Source organism: Streptomyces sp. NPDC087310 (assembly GCF_044744405.1).
Taxonomy (GTDB): Bacteria; Actinomycetota; Actinomycetes; order Streptomycetales; family Streptomycetaceae; genus Streptomyces.
In genome coordinates, this window is the sequence record NZ_JBIUYF010000003.1 from 885,528 (window position 1) to 903,590 (window position 18,063).

General features: G+C 70.9%; 10 protein-coding genes, 1 tRNA gene and 1 pseudogene. 7 read left to right on the plus strand and 5 right to left on the minus strand.

Annotation, left to right across the window (positions count from 1 at the left end; all coding sequences use genetic code 11):
- Nucleotides 1–317: 317 nt before the first annotated feature.
- The 6 genes from topA to ACIO3P_RS14550 all read left to right on the plus strand — a co-directional run bounded on the left by topA (nt 318) and on the right by ACIO3P_RS14550 (nt 12,274).
- Nucleotides 318–3,197, plus strand: coding sequence for a type I DNA topoisomerase (topA, locus tag ACIO3P_RS14525; RefSeq protein ID WP_401791875.1), 2,880 nt, complete (start codon nt 318–320; stop codon nt 3,195–3,197).
- A 178-nt stretch (nt 3,198–3,375) separates the two neighbouring features.
- Nucleotides 3,376–6,732, plus strand: coding sequence for a dTMP kinase (gene tmk / locus ACIO3P_RS14530; protein ID WP_401849461.1), 3,357 nt, complete (start codon nt 3,376–3,378; stop codon nt 6,730–6,732).
- Nucleotides 6,733–6,882: 150 nt separating this feature from the next.
- Nucleotides 6,883–8,088, plus strand: coding sequence for a DNA polymerase III subunit delta' (locus tag ACIO3P_RS14535; RefSeq protein ID WP_329824088.1), 1,206 nt, complete (start codon nt 6,883–6,885; stop codon nt 8,086–8,088).
- Between the two features lie 108 nt (nt 8,089–8,196).
- Complete coding sequence (locus ACIO3P_RS14540; RefSeq protein WP_401849463.1) at nt 8,197–9,753, plus strand: alpha/beta hydrolase; 1,557 nt, start codon at nt 8,197–8,199, stop codon at nt 9,751–9,753.
- Between the two features lie 106 nt (nt 9,754–9,859).
- Nucleotides 9,860–9,933: transfer RNA gene (locus ACIO3P_RS14545), tRNA-Thr, on the plus strand.
- A gap of 214 nt (nt 9,934–10,147) precedes the next feature.
- The gene (locus ACIO3P_RS14550) at nt 10,148–12,274 is read left to right on the plus strand and encodes an alpha/beta fold hydrolase (protein WP_401849465.1); all 2,127 of its coding nucleotides are present in this window, start codon (nt 10,148–10,150) and stop codon (nt 12,272–12,274) included.
- A 31-nt stretch (nt 12,275–12,305) separates the two neighbouring features.
- Here ACIO3P_RS14550 and ACIO3P_RS14555 read toward each other — a convergent pair whose 3' ends face one another.
- On the minus strand, nt 12,306–13,004 hold the full coding sequence (locus tag ACIO3P_RS14555) for a DsbA family oxidoreductase (RefSeq protein ID WP_401849466.1): 699 nt from the start codon (nt 13,002–13,004) through the stop codon (nt 12,306–12,308).
- 64 nt (nt 13,005–13,068) lie between these two features.
- Between ACIO3P_RS14555 and ACIO3P_RS14560 the strand changes: the two genes are divergently transcribed.
- Nucleotides 13,069–13,476, plus strand: a complete 408-nt coding sequence (locus ACIO3P_RS14560) for a helix-turn-helix domain-containing protein (RefSeq protein WP_329824083.1) — start codon at nt 13,069–13,071, stop codon at nt 13,474–13,476.
- Between the two features lie 165 nt (nt 13,477–13,641).
- Here the strand turns inward: ACIO3P_RS14560 and ACIO3P_RS14565 are convergent, their stop codons facing one another.
- The 4 genes and pseudogenes from ACIO3P_RS14565 to ACIO3P_RS14580 form a co-directional block, all read right to left on the minus strand.
- Nucleotides 13,642–14,946, minus strand: coding sequence for a M50 family metallopeptidase (locus ACIO3P_RS14565; protein ID WP_401849467.1), 1,305 nt, complete (start codon nt 14,944–14,946; stop codon nt 13,642–13,644).
- 23 nt (nt 14,947–14,969) lie between these two features.
- Nucleotides 14,970–15,113 (minus strand): annotated as a pseudogene (locus tag ACIO3P_RS14570) (1-deoxy-D-xylulose-5-phosphate reductoisomerase); the annotation flags it as partial.
- A gap of 212 nt (nt 15,114–15,325) precedes the next feature.
- The gene (locus ACIO3P_RS14575) at nt 15,326–16,591 is read right to left on the minus strand and encodes a cytochrome P450 (RefSeq protein ID WP_401849468.1); all 1,266 of its coding nucleotides are present in this window, start codon (nt 16,589–16,591) and stop codon (nt 15,326–15,328) included.
- A 32-nt stretch (nt 16,592–16,623) separates the two neighbouring features.
- Entirely contained in the window at nt 16,624–17,979 is a 1,356-nt protein-coding gene (locus ACIO3P_RS14580) for a cytochrome P450 (protein ID WP_401849471.1), read from the minus strand.
- Nucleotides 17,980–18,063: the final 84 nt, after the last annotated feature.

Consider the following 18,063-nt stretch of genomic DNA (forward strand, 5'->3'; position numbering starts at 1 on the left):
CGGGCAGGACCTGGGCCGGGCCGATGCCCCGGGCCTCACGAGGCACCCCTGCCCGACCGGCCCCAGGCGCCCCGGCGCGGACGCCGCCGAAGCGGCCCGACGCGGCGGGCACGGGGGTCCGGGCGGCAGGAATGGCTGGAGTCGGGTTACCGTTCGAGTGGCCGTTGCGGTCTTTCGTCGTTTGACACGGGGGCGGGTTGTACCGTCACACTCCGCAGCGAAGCAGCGTCATCGCTGGGCGGTCCCGCGCCCCGCCGTGCCGTTCTGCCGTACTGCCGTACGGGCCCACCCAGCGTCGACCGGAGAGAAGAGCGAAGTTGTCCCCGACCAGCGAGACCGCAGACGGCGGCCGCCGACTCGTCATCGTCGAGTCGCCTGCCAAGGCGAAGACGATCAAGGGCTACCTCGGCCCTGGCTATGTCGTCGAGGCGAGCGTCGGGCACATCCGCGACCTCCCGAACGGCGCCGCCGAGGTGCCCGAGAAGTACACCGGCGAGGTGCGCCGCCTCGGTGTGGACGTCGAACATGACTTCCAGCCGATCTACGTCGTCAACGCGGACAAGAAGTCGCAGGTCAGGAAGCTCAAGGAGCTGCTGGCCGAATCCGACGAGCTCTACCTCGCCACCGATGAGGACCGCGAGGGCGAAGCCATCGCGTGGCACCTCCAGGAAGTCCTCAAGCCCAAGGTCCCCGTCCACCGGATGGTCTTCCACGAGATCACCAAGGACGCGATCCGGGCCGCCGTCGCCAACCCGCGCGAACTGAACCAGCGCATGGTCGACGCCCAGGAGACCCGCCGCATCCTCGACCGCCTGTACGGCTACGAGGTCTCGCCGGTCCTGTGGAAGAAGGTCATGCGTGGCCTCTCCGCGGGCCGCGTCCAGTCCGTCGCCACCCGGCTCGTCGTCGAGCGCGAGCGCGAGCGCATCGCCTTCCGCTCCGCCGAGTACTGGGACCTGACCGGCACGTTCTCCACCGGCCGCCCGGGTGACCCCTCCGACCCGTCGTCGCTGGTCGCCCGGTTGAACTCGGTCGACGGCCGGCGCGTCGCCCAGGGCCGCGACTTCGGCCCGGACGGCCGCCTCAAGTCCGACCAGGTGCTGCACCTCGACGAGGCGAACGCGCGGGCGCTGGCCGCCGCGCTGGCGGAGTCGTCCTTCGCCGTGCGCTCGGTCGAGTCCAAGCCGTACCGCCGCTCCCCGTACGCGCCCTTCCGTACGACGACGCTCCAGCAGGAGGCATCGCGCAAGCTCGGCTTCGGGGCGAAGTCCACGATGCAGGTCGCGCAGAAGCTGTACGAGAACGGCTTCATCACCTACATGCGTACGGACTCCACCACCCTCTCGGACACCGCGGTCTCGGCGGCCCGCGCCCAGGTCACGCAGTTGTACGGGGCGAGCTATCTGCCGGACAAGCCGCGTACGTACGCCGGGAAGGTCAAGAACGCGCAGGAGGCGCACGAGGCGATCCGTCCCTCGGGCGACCGTTTCCGCACCCCGGCGGAGACCGGGCTGAGCGGCGACCAGTTCCGGCTCTACGAGCTGATCTGGAAGCGGACCGTCGCCTCCCAGATGAAGGACGCGGTCGGCAACAGCGTCACCGTCAAGATCGGCGGAACGTCGAGCGACGGCCGGGACGCGGAATTCTCCGCCTCCGGCAAGACGATCACCTTCCACGGCTTCATGAAGGCGTACGTCGAGGGCGCGGACGACCCGAACGCGGAGCTGGACGACCGTGAGCGCAGGCTGCCGCAGGTCGCCGAGGGCGACGCGCTCTCCTCCGAGGAGATCTCGGTCGACGGCCACGCCACCAAGCCTCCGGCCCGCTACACCGAAGCCTCGCTGGTCAAGGAGCTGGAAGAGCGCGAGATCGGCCGCCCTTCGACGTACGCCTCCATCATCGGCACCATTCTCGACCGCGGTTACGTCTTCAAGAAGGGCACGGCGCTGGTGCCGTCCTTCTTGTCCTTCGCTGTCGTCAACCTGCTGGAGACGCACTTCGGCCGACTGGTCGACTACGACTTCACGGCCAAGATGGAGGACGACCTCGACCGCATCGCGCAGGGCGAGGCCCAGGCCGTGCCGTGGCTCAGGCGCTTCTACTTCGGCGAGGGTGACGACAACGCCGGCGCCGCCTCCAGCGCGGGCAACGGCGACGGGGACCACCTCGGCGGTCTCAAGGAACTCGTCACCGACCTCGGCGCGATCGACGCCAAGGAGATCTCCTCGTTCCCCGTCGGCGACGGCATCATGCTGCGCGTCGGCCGGTACGGGCCGTACGTGGAGCGCGGCGAGAAGGACGCGGAGGGCCACCAGCGCGCCGATGTGCCCGAGGAGATGGCGCCCGACGAGCTGACGGTCGAGTACGCGGAGGAGCTGCTGGCCAAGCCGAGCGGCGACTTCGAGCTGGGCGCCGACCCGGTCTCCGGGAACCAGATCGTGGCGAAGGACGGCCGCTACGGCCCGTACGTCACCGAGATCCTGCCGGACGGCACGCCGAAGACCGGCAAGAACGCGGTCAAGCCCCGTACCGCCTCGCTCTTCAAGTCCATGTCGCTCGACACGGTCACCATCGACGACGCGCTCAAGCTGATGTCGCTGCCGCGAGTGGTCGGGACGGACGCCGAAGGTGTCGAGATCACCGCGCAGAACGGCCGGTACGGCCCGTATCTGAAGAAGGGCACCGACTCGCGGTCGCTGACCAGCGAGGACCAGCTCTTCGACATCACGGTCGAAGAGGCGCTGGCGATCTACGCCCAGCCCAAGCAGCGGGGCCGGGCCGCGGCCAAGCCCCCGCTGAAGGAACTGGGCACGGACCCGGTGAGCGAGCGTCCCGTGGTCGTGAAGGACGGGCGGTTCGGCCCGTACGTCACGGACGGCGAGACGAACGCGACCCTGCGGACGGACGACAGCGTCGAGGGGATCACCCCGGAGCGCGGGTACGAGCTGCTCGCGGAGAAGCGCGCGAAGGGCCCGGCCAAGAAGACCGCCAAGAAGGCGGCGAAGAAGGCTCCGGCCAAGAAGGCGCCTGCCAAGAAGGCGACGACGGCGAAGAAGACCGCCGCCAAGAAGACGACGGCCAAGAAGGCCGCCGGAGCCGGTACGACGACCGCGGCGAAGAAGACGGCCGCCAAGAAGTCGTCGGCCTCGGCTTCGGCCTCTTCCTCGGGCTCGGGCTCGGCGAAGACGGACGCGTAGCGGGCGGACACGTAACGGACGCCTGGACGCCCGGCCCGGATACCCGGACGCCCCGACCCCCCTAACAGGCGGGTCGGGGCGTCCGGGCGCGAGTGGCGAGCGCCGGCGAGGGCGGCCACGTGGTCGTTTGTTCGGACGGGGCTCCAGGGTTGTCGGTGGCTCCGGATAGGCTGGGCGGATGACGCGAGCCGAGCAGCCAACGGTCGTGAGCGCCCCCTCCGACTCCGACGCACTTGCCGCAGACTCACGAGAGCGCGCCGTTCGATCTCTGTTGCGCCTTCCTCCGCTGCGGCGGTTGTGGGGCGCCCAGTTCGTCGGCGGGGTCGGCGACGCACTCGCCGTTCTCGTGCTTCTGCTGCTGTCGTTGCAAGCGGCGATCGCCGAGGGTTCGTTCGGTACGGGATACCGGGGAGCGGCGTTCGCCGTCGCCGCCGTGTTCGGCGCCCGGATCCTGGCCACGCTGCTGTTCGGCGCGGTGCTGCTGGGGCCGCTGACGGCCCTGGTCGCGCCCCGTACGGGAGCGCCCGGAGCCGCCGGGAGGTCGTCCGGAGCCGCCGGGAAGCCGGGGGCGGCAGGGACGTCCGTGGCCGCGGACACGGCGCCCGACGGGGCCGAGTCCGGCGCGACCGCCGCGAAGCCCGCCAAGCCGGCCAAGCCGGAGCGGGACGGCGGGCCGCTGGACCGACGCTGGACGATGATCGTCGCGGACGTCCTCCGCCTCGGTCTGCTGATCGTCGCGCCGCTGTGGCTCGACTGGACCCCCGACCGCGCCCTTCCGATCCTTCTCAGCACCGTCTTCGTCGTGGGCGTGGCCGAGCGCTTCTGGACGGTGGCCAAGGAGAGCGCCGCCCCGTCCCTGCTGCCGCCCCCGCCGCTGGAGGGCGCCGCCGTGCGCCCGCTGCCCGACCATCTCGACGCGCTGCGCCGGCTCTCGCTCCGTACGACGTTCCTGTCCGTCCCCGCCGCCGCGGCGGTCCTGCTCGTCGCCACGCTGATCGGCAACCTGCTGGGCACGGGCATCGAGTGGTTCTCGCTGCATCAGGCGGCGCTCGGCTCGTACGTCGCGGCCGGGCTGTTCTCCGCGTCCGTCTCCGCGCTCTACTTCCTGGAGCTGCCCGACGGGCCGACGCCCCGCCCGCGCTCCCCGCTCGAAGGGCTGCGCCGCCCCGGCGGCTCCAGCTCCGGTGGCGGGGACCGGGGCCGTACGGGCGCGGTGCCGCTGCTCGTCCTCGCCTGCGGCGCGATCGCCGGGGCCGTCGCGGCGGCCGTGGGCGTCTCCGTCCTCCAGGCCAAGGACCTCGGCGGCGGCCCTGTCACCTTCGCCCTGCTGGTCCTCGCGCTGACCGGCGGTACGGCGCTGGGCATCCGCGGCGGCGCGAAGGTGCTCCCCGCCCTGTCCCGGCGCCGGCTGTTCGCGCTGGGCATCGCGGTCACCGGCGTCGCGCTGCTCGCCATGGGACTCGTACCGGACACGGCGACGGTGCTGCTCCTCGCCCTGTTCGCCGGCTTCACCGCGGGGGTCGTGGCGTATACCGGCCACGCCCTTATCGATGTGGAGATCGAGGAGTATCGTCGACAGCGAGTCACCGAACACCTGCAAGCTGTAGTCAGGGTCTTTGTCGCGCTCGGCGTCGTCGTCGCCCCCCTCGTCGCCGCGGCCATCGGCCCGCACCGCCTCGCCGGCGGCACCTTCGTCTTCGCGCACGACGGCGCCGCGTTCACCCTGATGCTGGTCGGCGCGCTGCTGCTGCCCGTCGCGGCGGTCGTCCTGGCCAAGACGGACGACCGGTCCGGCGTGCCACTCCGGCATGACCTCCGCGACGCGCTGCGCGGCGGGGCCGACCCCGTACAGGCCCCGGTCGCGACCGGCTTCTTCCTCGCCGTGGAAGGCGGGGACGGTGCCGGGAAGTCCACGCAGGTCGAGGCGCTGGCCAACTGGATCCGGGCCAAGGGCCACGAAGTGGTGGTCACGCGCGAGCCGGGCGCCACCCCGGTCGGCAAGCGGCTCCGGTCGATCCTGCTCGACGTGTCCAGCGCCGGACTCTCCAGCCGCGCCGAGGCACTGCTGTACGCGGCGGACCGCGCCGAGCACGTCGACTCGGTGGTCCGCCCCGCCCTGGAGCGTGGCGCGATCGTCATCTCCGACCGCTACATCGACTCGTCCGTGGCCTACCAGGGCGCGGGCCGCGACCTCTCCCCGACCGAGATCGCCCGTATCTCGCGCTGGGCGACGGACGGTCTCGTACCGCACCTCACGGTGCTGCTCGACGTCTCCCCGGAGGCGGCGCGCGAGCGCTTCACGGAGGCACCGGACCGCCTGGAGTCCGAGCCCGCCGAGTTCCACCAGCGGGTACGGTCCGGCTTCCTCACCCTGGCCGCGGCCGACCCGACGCGCTACCTCGTCGTGGACGCGGGCCAGGAGCCGGAAGCGGTCACCAAGGTCGTACGGCACCGGCTCGACCAGCTTCTGCCGCTCTCCGAGGCCGAGATCGAGGCCCGGGAGGAGGCGCGCAAGGCCGCCATCGAGGAGGCCCGCCGCAAGGCCGAGGAAGAAGCCGCGCGCAAGGCGGAGGAGGAGCGGCTGGAGCGTGAGCGTCAGGCACAGCTCGCCAAGCTCCGTGCCGAGGAGGAGGAGCGCAAGCGCCGCGAGCTGGAGGAAGCACGCCGGCTGGAGGAGGAGCGCCGGGCGGAGGAGGCCAGGGCGCGCGCCGAGGAGGAGCGCCGGGTCGCCGAGCAGGAGCGCGAGCGGCGCGAGGCCGAGGAGCGGGCGTACGAGGCGGAGCAGGCGCGTCTCAGGCGGCAGGCCCAGGAGGAAGCCAGGCTCCGCGCGGAGGCGGAGGAGCGGCGTCTGGAGAAGCAGCGCAAGGCGGAGGAGGCGCTGCTCCGGGCCGAGGAGGCACGCCGTCGCGCGGAGGAGGCCGCGGCCGCCGCGGCCTCGGACCAGGTCTCGCCGAACGAGATCACGGTGCCCACACCGGTGGTCAAGCCGAACCTCAGGAAGCCGGACATCACCCCGGAGGACGTGACGCAGGAGGTTCCGGCGGTACGCCCGGGCACCCGGCGGCCCGAGGGCGACCGTCCGCGCGCCGGACAGGACAGGCCCGGCGCGGCCGACGAGACGGCCGTCCTGCCGCAGGTGCCTGACGAGCCGCGGGGGCCGCGCGACGGGCGCAACGATGCTTCACGTGAGGCGCGCGCGGCCGACGAGACCGCTGTCCTGCCGCCGGTACGCAACGGTGACGCGGCGCCCGCGCGCAACAGCGATCCGGCGGACCGGGTGCCGCGGGACTTCTTCCGCAAGGACGACCCGGCGCCGTCGTCGGGGGAGCGGGAGAACGAGCGCACGAGGGAGCTGCCGGTGATCGACCCGGACGCCGCTCCGGAGGCCCGCCTCCAGCGCCCGCCGGAGCGCCCGCGCCGCCGCTCGGACTGGGCGGAGGAGACCCCGCTGGACGATCTGCCGACCCTGGCGGACGAGCTGCTCGGCGGGCGTGACGACGACGGTGACGACACCGACGGCAGGCGCCGTCGTTAGTCCGGGCGACCGGACCGGAGGACCGTGTGGGGCCGGATTGTCAGACCCCGGCCCCACAATGGATTCCGAGCGCGTCCGTCCCGTCGGGGACGGCCCACGGCACGGAGCCGCGGACCAGGGGGCCGCGCGGCGAGAAGGGGGTGACAGCGCATGACCGTATGGGACGAGCTGGTCGGGCAGGACCGCGTCCGGGAGACGCTGGCCGCCGCCGCCCGTGACGCCGACGCGCTGGTCACGGCCGAGGCTTCGGGCGGCACCCCGCCCGAGGCGTCGAAGATGACGCACGCCTGGCTGTTCACGGGACCACCGGGGTCGGGCCGGTCCACGGCGGCCCGCGCCTTCGCCGCGGCCCTTCAGTGCACCAGCCCGGACCGCGCCCTCGGCGGGGAGCCGGGGTGCGGGTTCTGCGACGGCTGCCACACGAGCCTGATCGGTACGCACGCCGATGTGGACGTCATCCGTACGGACCTGCTCTCCATCGGCGTCAAGGAGACCCGCGAACTGGTGCGCCGCGCCCAGCTCTCGCCGGCCGGCGGGCGCTGGCAGGTCAATGTGCTGGAGGACGCCGACCGCCTCACCGAAGGCGCGGGCAACGTCCTGCTGAAAGGGGTGGAGGAGCCGGCGCCCCGGACGGTCTGGCTGCTCTGCGCGCCCTCCCTGGAGGACGTCCTGCCCACGATCCGCTCCCGCTGCCGCCATCTCGTCCTGCGCACCCCTCCCGTGTCCGCCGTCGCCGACGTCCTGATCCGGCGCGACGGCATCGAGCCGGACGCCGCCCACGCCGCGGCCCAGGCCACCCAGGGCCACATCGGGCGGGCCCGCCGCCTGGCCACCGACCCGCGTGCCCGGGCCCGTCGCGCCACCGTCCTCAAGATGCCCCTGCGCGTGGACGACATCGGCGGGTGTCTCAAGGCGGCGCAGGAGCTGATCGACGCCGCCACCGAGGACGCCAAGCAGGTCGCCGAGGAGGTCGACGTCAAGGAGACCGACGAGATGAAGGCCGCCCTCGGTGCCTCGGCGGGCGGCAGGATGCCCCGGGGCACGGCCGGGGTGATGAAGGAGCTGGCCGACCGGCAGAAGCGCCGTTCCACCCGTACGCAGCGCGACAGCCTCGATCTGGCCCTCACCGACCTGACGGGGTTCTACCGCGATGTGCTCGCGCTCCAGATGAGATCACGGGTCGCGCTCGCCAACGCCGACGTACGGGACGCGCTGGACCGGGTCGCCCGCGCCTCCACCCCGGAGCGGACCCTGCGCCGTATCGAGGCGATCGTCGCCTGCCGCCAGGCCCTGGACCGTAACGTGGCGCCGCTCCTCGCGGTGGAGGCGATGGCCGTGTCGCTCAGAACGGGCTGACCAGGGGCGGACTCGTCCGTACGGCCGGAAGGTCACCCGTACGGGCCGTGATTCACCCGTACGAGCGTGGCCGGAGCCTCGGCGTGGCCGGACGGCTAGCATCCGTGGATGGACACCAGGCGCCTGTTCCGTATCTCCGCCACCGCGCTGGCCGCTGCCGGTCTGCTGGTCTCCGGCTGCAGCTCGGGCGGCTCGCCGTCGGAGGCGTCAGCGTCGGATTCGTCCTCTTCGTCCTCCGGGTCGGGGTCCGCCGGCCCGGCCGCGCTGAAGAGGTACTACGAGCAGAAGCTCACGTGGCGCGACTGCGGTGTCCCCGACTTCCGGTGCGCCACGATGAAGGCGCCGCTCGACTACACGAAGCCGAACGGCACCGAGATCGACCTGGCCGTCGCCCGCAAGAAGGCCACAGGCCCGGGCAAGCGCCTCGGCTCCCTCATGGTCAACCCGGGCGGCCCCGGCGGCTCGGCCGTCGGCTACCTCCAGGCGTACGCGGGCATCGGCTACCCGGCCCCCGTCCGCGCCCAGTACGACATGGTGGCCATCGACCCCCGCGGGGTGGCCCGCAGCGAGCCCGTCGAATGCCTCAGCGGCAAGGAGATGGACGCGTACACGCAGGTCGACCAGACCCCCGACGACCAGGCGGAGGTCACCAAGCTGACCGCGGCCTTCAAGAAGTTCGCCCAGGGCTGCGAGAGGCGCTCGGGAACGGTCCTCCCGCATGTCTCCACGGTCGAGGCCGCACGTGACATGGACGTCTTCCGCGCGGTCCTGGGTGACCTGAAACTGTCGTACGTCGGCGCCTCGTACGGCACCTTCCTCGGGGCGACCTACGCGGAACTCTTCCCGAAGCGCACCGGCCGCCTCGTCCTCGACGGCGCGATGGACCCGTCCCTCCCGGCCCGCGAACTGAACCGCGACCAGACGGCCGGCTTCGAGACGGCCTTCCGGTCCTTCGCCGAGGACTGTGTGAAACAGGCGGACTGCCCCCTCGGCCGGAAGTCCGCGACCGATGTCTCGAACCGGATGAAGGCATTCTTCACGGAGCTGGACGCGCGGCCCGTCCCGGCCGGCGGAGGCCGTGAGCTCAGCGAATCCCTTGCCACGACCGGCGTGATCGCCGCGATGTACGACGAGTCCGCCTGGCCCCAGCTCCGCGAGGCCCTCGCGGGCGCGATGGACGGCGACGGGGCGGCGCTGCTCGCCCTGGCCGACTCGTACTACGAGCGCGAGAGCGACGGCACGTACGCCAACCTGATGTTCGCCAACTCCGCCGTGAACTGCCTGGACCTCCCGCCCTCCTTCACCGGCCCCGACGAGGTCACCAAGGCGCTCCCCTCCTTCGAACAGGCGTCCCCGGTCTTCGGCAGGGGCCTCGCCTGGGCCGCCCTGAACTGCACGTACTGGCCGACCGAGGCCACCGGCGCCCCCCACCGCATCGAGGCGAAGGGCGCGGCCCCGATCGTCGTCGTCGGCACCACCCGCGACCCGGCCACCCCCTACAAGTGGGCCCGGTCCCTCGCGGACCAGCTCTCCTCCGGCACGCTCCTCACCTACAACGGCGACGGCCACACGGCGTACGGCCGCGGCAGCGACTGCATCGACACGGCGATCAACACCTACCTCCTGGAGGGCACGCCCCCGGCCCGGGGCAAGAAGTGCTCCTGACCGCCCTGACCTGCGAGAACCTCTCCACACCGGGGGTGTACGGAGCACCCCTCGAAACTGTGTAGACTTGGCGGCGCCGCAGACCGCAACATGGTCCGGACGGCACGCCGCCTTAGCTCAGTTGGCCAGAGCAACGCACTCGTAATGCGTAGGTCTCGGGTTCGAATCCCGAAGGCGGCTCTGTAGAAGCCTCAGGACTCACTCGCCGTGACCTGGGGCTTTTGCTTTTCCTTGGCTCTTTGTCGTGGTGCTTGAGCGGCCTGACGGTCGCCGCCGTGGGTAGCCCCGGTGGACCAGCGTGCAGCCGGGCGCGGGCTTCGCGCGAAGGAAGTCTGCGAGATGACGGGCGTCGCCCCCTTTCCCCTCTGGTGCGGGTTGACCTTGACGTCACGTCATGGTTTTGGATGAGCCGATGTGCGGCATCAGGGTCCCTGGACTGTATGACCTGGTCGCCCAAAGCTCACTCAAGGCGCATGTATCCATCAATACGGTTCATCCGCCGGATCTCGGTACGCCGTCGTACGTCCAGGGTCTTCGAGGACATCCCGAAGCCTGGCGAAGCGTCGTTGCGGTGGTTGCGGGTCTGACCGCCTTCGCGGCTGTCGTCTTCGGCGCTGCGATTCCGCTCGGAATCGCACTCGACAGGCTGCTCGGCGTCACACCGTTCGACCCCTTGCATCCTTCGTTCACCATCGGGTTCTGGGTCGGCGGCAATCTTCTGCTCGCGATGATGATCCCGATCTGCATGCTTGTTCAGCGCGTCGTCCACGGCGTTCCTCACGGATCGCTGTCGTCGGTGGCCGGACACTTCCGGTGGCGACTGCTCCTGCGGATCGCGGTCGTGGTCCTGCCGGTCTGGGCCGTCGTCACGGTCGTACTGCAACTCTTCCGCCCGGCCGGGGACTCCCTGTTCACCAGGCAGCACATCATCCTTGTCGCGGTGGCGGTCATCACGGTGCCGCTCCAGTCCGCGGGAGAGGAGTTCCTGTTCCGGGGGCTGCTGTTCCGGGCCATCGGTGCCCCCTTTCGCAGGCCCCTTGTCAGCCTCGGCGTCGCCGGTGTGGCCGCATCCGTTGCGTTCGCGCTCTTTCACGGAGCGGACAACGGGTGGACGCTGGCGTACTACCTCGTTTCCTCCGCGTCCTTGACCCCCTGCACGGACCTGCCGGCTCTCCCGACCGCACAATGCGGGTCTGTTCTTGTGGACCGCGACCGCAAGCGTCCGTCCGCGGGAAGGACGAAGGTCGTGTTCGTGGTCATCCCTCGCACCGACCGGTCAAAACCTTCGCTGGGTACGGTCGTGCCCAATCCCGGCGGTCCCGGAGTGTCGACCATCGACATCGCCGGACCTGAATACGCCGCCGGTCTGGCCCCGCTCATGAAGCGCCGTGACGTTCTCCTCATGGACCCGCGAGGTGTCGGCCGGTCGGACGCCCTGACCTGTCCGGCATTGCCGGATCCGGCCCGCGCGTTCGGAACCAGGGAAGCTCAGCGGAAGATCGTCGGCGAGAGTGGCCACCAGCTCGGCGCGAGGGTCTCCGACTACGGAACCGCTGCCGTGGCCGACGACCTGGACGACATCCGTGCTGCGCTTCACCTCGACAAACTCGATCTGCTCGGAGATTCGTACGGCACCTTCCTGATGACCACCTACGCCCGGCGACACCCCCGGCGGGGGCAGTCGGTCGTGCTCTCCGGTGCCTATGCCGTCCACACCGACGGGTCCGGCCAACTCGCGAACGCCGCGGTGAATCGGGCGATAGGGCTGGTGTGCGCCCGAACCGGAAAGTGCACGGCCTCAACGGTCCGCAGCGACATCGCGCACCTTTCCGCATCGCTGCGCGCCCACCCGACCTCGTTCACCCTGACCTGGCGGTCGGCCAAGTACCAGGTGGTCCTGGACGAGCGCCAGTGGGCCGGGACGGTGTCGAACTTCTATTCAGGTGCCGCCGACACCGACACGGAACTCGCACTGGCTCGGGCGGCCGCCGCGGCGCGGACCGGGGATCTCGCTCCGGTGAAGGCCCTCGTCGCCGAGTCCCTCACGCACCGGGCAGAGATCTACGCGGCCGGCTCCGGAGCCTTCTCGGATGCCGTCTCCTTCGCGACGACCTGCCACGACTATCCGCGCACCTTCGACTACGGGGACAGCGTGGCGAGGCGTACAGCGGAGTACAACTCATCGGTCGCGGCTCTGGACCCCCGCACGTTCGCGCTGTTCTCTCCCGAAGCATGGGTGACGCGGGCCGATTACGACGGCGGTATGTGTCTGCGGGGGCCTGACGACAAGACGGCCGGAGCGCCGTTCCCGGTCGGGGCGAAACTGCCCGACGTGCCGGTCCTCGCCCTCAGCGGAGACCTGGATGCCAACACCGCCACGGCCTGGGGCCGACAGGCCGCAGCACAGTTCCCGCACGCCACGTTTGTCGAGGTGAAGGGCGCCGGCCACACACCGAACCACCACGTTGCAAGGGATCGCACTCATCCTCGACTTCATCAGTCACCCACACCGGTGACGTAGCCGGGGCGGCCGGCTCAAGGGCAAGGGTTCCTCACCCGCGCGACGGCTGCCCGGCTTCGGCGGTCAGGTGGTGGAGTTGGGCCGAGAGGGTCTCCATGGGCATCGTGGCGCTCAGGGACCACCGGTGGTTCACCACGAGGGTGGGGACGCCCATGAGGCCCATCCGCAGGGCCAGTTGTTGGTCCTGTGCCACCTGGGTGGTGAACTCGGTGCCGGAGAGGACTTCCTGTACGCGGTCGGTGTCCAGGCCCGTCCTCCTGGCCGTTTCGGTGAGTTCGTCGGGGTCGGCGATCCGGAGCCCCTCGGTCCAGTAGGCGGTGTAGAGGCGCTGCGCGAGCTCGGTCTGCCGGGCCTCGGTCGCGGCCAGGTGGATCAGGCGGTGGGCGTCGGCGGTGTTGCCAGGGTGGGCCTTGTCGGCGTGGAAGGGGAGGCCGTCCGCGGTGGCGATGGCCCCGATCGTCTCCATGGCCGCGCTTCCGGCCTCCCGGCTGCCGTTGAAGCGTGCGAGGTAGTCGTACAGGTCACCGGCGGGACGCTCCTCAGCGGGCCGCGGGTCCAGTTCGAAGCTGCGCCAGCGCAGCCGGAAGAGGCCGGGGTCGGGCTGCTGGGCGATCGCGTCGACCACGCGGCGGGTGCCGTAGTAGCAGTGCGCGCAGACGAAGTCGGACCACAGGTCGAGGCCGATCGTCCGGGGGGTGGGCGTGTGGGTGCTGAGGGGCGGAGAGCTCATGGGGGCGACGCTAGAGTCCATGGCTAACTATCGGATAGGGCATACCTGAAGGTAAGCTCAGTGCGTGTCGGACAGTTCTCAGCTCATGGCGGGCAAGCCGCGCGACCCCTGTGACGCGTTCAACAGCGACTGTCCCGGGCGGGAAGTCCTCAACCATCTCACCAGCCGTTGGGGCCTGTTGGTCCTCGTGGCGCTCCGGGGCGGGCCCCTGCGCTTCTACGAGCTGCGTACTTTCATCGACGGCATCAGCGAGAAGATGCTGGCGCAGACACTGCGCACCCTCGTACGGGACGGACTGCTCTCGCGCGAGGTGCTGCCCACGGTGCCGCCGAGCGTGCGTTACGACCTGACGCCGTTGGGGAAGGCCGCGGCCGAGCCGCTGGAGTCGATGCTCGCGTGGGTACGGCGCAATGCCCTCACCGTGCTTGCCGCCCAGGAGGAACACGACCGCCGCACCGCCGCCGGAGCGTGAGGCGGTCGCCGCGCTGAAGACGCCGCCGGACTGCCCGTCATTCTGCGGGCCGTTTTGTTTTGTTCGGTTCTCTTTGGGGGAGAGCCCCGCCCTTTCCCTCGGATGGATTTACGGGGAGGGGAAGGGCGGGGCTCCGGTGGGTTCCCAGGGGGCGTCGGACAGGGCCTAGCTGATCCTGACCGGGTTGACGACGTCCGCGATCAGGACGAGGGCGGTGAAGGCGATGAAGATGCCCGCCACCACATAGGCGACCGGCATAAGTTTCGCCACGTCGAAGGGGCCCGGGTCGGGGCGGCGCAGGAGTTTGGCCAGGTTGCGGCGGAGTGATTCCCACAGGGCGCCCGCGATGTGGCCGCCGTCCAGGGGGAGCAGCGGGACCATGTTGAACAGGAACAGGGAGAGGTTGAAGCCCGCCACGAGCATGAGGAACGTGGCGATCTGCTGGGACGCGGGGATGTCCAGGGTGGCGATCTCGCCGCCCACGCGGGCCGCGCCGACCACGCCCATGGGGGATTCGGGGTCGCGTTCGCCGCCGCCGAACGCCGCGTCCCACAGGGCGGGGATCTTGGAGGGCAGGGCGAACAGCGACTCGACGCCGTGGACCATCATGTCGCCCATGCGGTCCACGGACTGCCCGAAGGTCTGCGGGACGATGCCGGAGGCGGGGGTGAAGCCGAGGAAGCCGGCGTACACGTACTCGTCCTTGACGTAGGCGCCGTCGCCGTCGGTCCTGCTGACCTGGTTCTTGATCAGGTGGGCCGTGAGGTCGACCTCCTGGCCCTTGCGGTCGACAGTGAGGGTGATGTCCTTGCCGGGGTTGTCGCGGATGTCGGCCTGGAGGGTCGACCAGTCCTTCACGGGCTGCCCGTCGAACGCGACGATCTTGTCGCCCGCCCGGAGGCCCGCCGCCTTGGCGGGGGCGGCCGGGTCGCCCTTCTCGCACGTGGAGCGTTTCTCGTCGGCCTGGATGACGCAGGCGGAGACCTTGCCGACCGTGGTGGTCTGTGTGTTGATCCCGAACGACATCATCACGGTGAGGAAGATCGCGACCGCGAGGATCAGATTCATGAACGGGCCCGCGAACATCACGATGACGCGTTTCCACGGCTTGCGCGTGTAGAAGAGGCGGCGTTCGTCGCCGGGCTTCAGCTCTTCGAAGGCGGCCGCCCGGGCGTCGTCGATCATTCCGCCCAGCGGGGAGGTCGAGCGGGCCTCCAGACGGCCGTCGGGGCCGGGCGGGATCATGCCGATCATGCGGATGTAGCCGCCGAGCGGGATCGCCTTGAGGCCGTACTCGGTCTCCCCCCTCTTGCGCGACCAGATGGTCGGGCCGAAGCCCACCATGTACTGGGGCACCCTGATACCGAAGAGCTTGGCGGTCGACAGGTGCCCCAGCTCGTGCCAGGCGAACGAGAGCAGCAGGCCGATCACGAAGACGACCATGCCGAGAATCGTCATCAAGGTGGTCATGCGCGCGCCTCCGCGTGGGTCCGCCCGGTCGAGGTGGCCTCGGGCCCGCGTAGGTCCGGGGGCGCCGCCTGTGCCGGTGTCCGTCCGTCCGTGAACTCAGCCATCGAGTGGACATACGACTGGGGGTGCACGATCACCTCAACGCGCTCGAAGGGAATGTCGACGAGCGTCGCCCGGGCGGCCCGGAACGGGGTGGCGCGCTCCCCGGCGACGGCGACGGCGACGGCGACGGCGACGGCGACAGGGGCGACGGCGGCGACGGGGGCGGACGCGGGAGGCGGGGCGGCGGGAGGCGCCGGGCTGTTGCTCATCCCTCCATATGGTGCCGTACGACGGGCCGTGCCCGACAGCGCCTTCGCCCTTCGGGACGGTCGTACGGTCAGAGGCGTACCGGCAGTTCGGCCAGCCTGCGCATGCCCGGGTGCGGCTGCTGCCAGGTGAACGCCGACTCGTCGACCGCGAGCGTCAGCCCCGGGTACTTCCGCAGCAGCGCGCCGAAGGCGATCTCGCCCTCCTCCTTGGCCAGTCCGGCGCCGAGGCAGTAGTGCGGGCCGTGGCTGAAGCCGACATGCTGCTCGCCGCGGAACTCGTACGTGCGCGTGATGTCGAGCCGGTCCGCGTCGGGGAACCGCCGCGGGTCGCGGTTGGCGCCGATGAGGATCGCCATCACCCGCTCGCCCGCGGCGATCGGCACCCCGCCGAGGTCCAGGTCGACGGTGGCGTGCCGGGGCCGGGTCAGCATGACGGGGGTGCACCAGCGCATCAGCTCGTGGATCGCCTTCGGCAGCAGCGAGAGGTCCGAGCGCAGCAGGGAGAGCTGGTCGGGGTGGGTGAGCAGGGCGGCCGTTCCCGTGCCGATCAGGTACGACGTCGTCTCGTGCCCGGCGACGCCGAGGTCGAGCAGCAGCATCACCAGCTCGGTGTCGCTGAGCCGGTCGCCGTCCTCGTCCTGGACCCGGATCAGCGCGTCGATGAGGTCGTCGGCCGGCTCGGCCCGCCGCCGCGCGATGAGGTCCCGTATCTGCGTCACCATGGCGCGCATCGCCTCGGGGAGCGTCATCGCGCCGGGCCTGACGTGCCACATCGCGGCGTGGCTCCATTCGAGCCAGAGCGGACGGTCCTCCTCCGGTACGCCGATCAGATCGCAGATCACGGTCAGCGGCAGCGGATGCGCGAAGTGCTCGATGAGGTCGACCACGCCGTTCTCGGCGTGGCCGGGGAGCGCGTCGAGGAGTTCCTGGGTGACCTTCTCCATCCGGGGCCGCAGCTCCGCGATGCGCCGCGCGGTGAACGCCCGCGACGCCAGCTTGCGCAGCCGGGGGTGGCCCGGCGCGTCCAGCTCCGCCATGCTCGCCGCGAGGTAGGGGCGGGCGATCTCCTCGTCGATGCCGATCGCGACCATGCCCTCGGCCCGGCGGTCGGGGACGGCGCCGCCGGGCACCGACGCCGGGTTCACCACGAAGCGCGGGTCGTCGAGGATCGTGCGGACCTCGGCGTCCCGGAGGAACATCCAGCACGGCTCACCGTCGATGAAGGTCCCCCGCACCGCGGGGCCCGCCTCGCGGAGCCGGGCCGTCGTGGTGTACGGATCGGCCTGGAATTCCGGTCCCATCAAGGAGAAGGCGGGTTCCGGGATGGTGGTCATGGTGTTCTCCGTTTTCCGTTCCCTGGTGGGGTTCACGTCTCTTGGCGTACGTGGCGGCTCAGCCGCAGCGGGACCGCGTCCGGCCGCAGCGAGGCTTTGACCGCCGGCCGTACGACCACGCCGGGCTCCGGGCGCAGCCGCCAGGTGCCGAGGATGCGGGCGAGCGCGATGGCCGACTCCGTGTGCGCGAACTCGTCGCCGATGCACTTGCGGCTGCCGCCGCCGAAGGGCACGTAGCCGCCCTTGGGCAGATGGTCGGCGGCGCCGGGCAGCCAGCGGTCCGGCCGGAACACGTGCGGCTCGGGGTAGAGATCGGGCCGGTGGTGGATGACGTACGGGCTGTAGAACAGGTTCGAGCCCTCGGGGAGGCGCGTGTCCAGCAGCTTGGACTGGGTGCGCAGCCGCCGGTGGAAGATCCACACCGGCGGGTACATGCGCAGGGTCTCGGTGAGCACCCGGCGGGTCAGCTTGAGCTTGCCGACATCGGCGAGGCCGACCCCTTCGTCGGGCAGCTCCCTGGCCTCCTCGCGGATACGGTCCTGGAGGTCCTCGTCGAGCGAGACCAGGTGGAGCGCCCAGGCCAGCAGGCTGGCCGTGGTCTCGGTGCCGGCCATGAAGACCGTCAGCACCTGGGCGTGAACCTCCTCGTCGGTGAGCGCGTCGCCGTGTTCGTCGGTGCTCTCCAGCAGCATGGAGAGCATGTCGCCGTGGTCCCGGCCGCTGCGGCGGTAGTCGGCGATCAGATCGGTGACGGTCCGGTTCATCCGGGCGATCGAGGCGTCGAACCGCCGGCCCGTCGCCGTGGGCACCCAGCCGAGCCCGGACATCCGCGCGAACAGTTTGTGGCGGGCGCCGTCCATGATGTTCGTGAGGTCCTCGCGCACCTGCCCGACGGTGTGCTCGCCCAGCGCCGAGCTGAACATCGTGCGCGCGGTGACCCGCATCGCCAGCCGCTGCATCTCGCCGACGCCGTCGAGGATCCGCTCGGCCGGCCAGGAGTCCGACACCGCGCGGATCTCGGTGTCCATCAGCGTGGCGTACTGGTTGAGGCGCTCGTGGTGGAAGACCGGCTGGACGAGCCTGCGCTGCCGTTTGTGCGGTTCGTGCGGGGCGACCACCAGGCCGTCCTGGACGATGAGCCGGGTGGCCTCGTCGAAGGTGCCGCCCTTGTCGAAGGTGCGTCCGTCCTGGAGGACATGGTGGGTCAACTCGGGGTCGCAGAGCATCCACACGCGCACCGTGCCCAATTGCAAACGGACGAGGTCGCCGTGTTTCGGCAGGCTTTCCAGAAATCCCAGCGGATCACGCCACAGCCGGATGATGTGCCCGAGGCCGCCCCAGGATCCCGGAATGGCATTGAGTGTGTAATTTCGGTCTTTCCCGCGCACGGCCGGCCTCCGATCAGGGATATGACACGGCCGAGAGTGTAGCGAAAGTCCGACGGATCGGTCGAGGTCCGGAAATCGGTTCTG

Bases quoted from the DNA above. Each gene is read 5' to 3' on its own strand.
- tmk (WP_401849461.1), top strand. From the start codon at position 3,376: ATGACGCGAGCCGAGCAGCCAACGGTCGTGAGCGCCCCCTCCGACTCC.
- ACIO3P_RS14535 (WP_329824088.1), top strand. From the start codon at position 6,883: ATGACCGTATGGGACGAGCTGGTCGGGCAGGACCGCGTCCGGGAGACG.
- ACIO3P_RS14565 (WP_401849467.1), bottom strand. From the start codon at position 14,946: ATGACCACCTTGATGACGATTCTCGGCATGGTCGTCTTCGTGATCGGC.
- ACIO3P_RS14555 (WP_401849466.1), bottom strand. From the start codon at position 13,004: ATGAGCTCTCCGCCCCTCAGCACCCACACGCCCACCCCCCGGACGATC.
- ACIO3P_RS14550 (WP_401849465.1), top strand. From the start codon at position 10,148: ATGGTTTTGGATGAGCCGATGTGCGGCATCAGGGTCCCTGGACTGTAT.
- ACIO3P_RS14575 (WP_401849468.1), bottom strand. From the start codon at position 16,591: ATGACCACCATCCCGGAACCCGCCTTCTCCTTGATGGGACCGGAATTC.
- ACIO3P_RS14540 (WP_401849463.1), top strand. From the start codon at position 8,197: ATGGACACCAGGCGCCTGTTCCGTATCTCCGCCACCGCGCTGGCCGCT.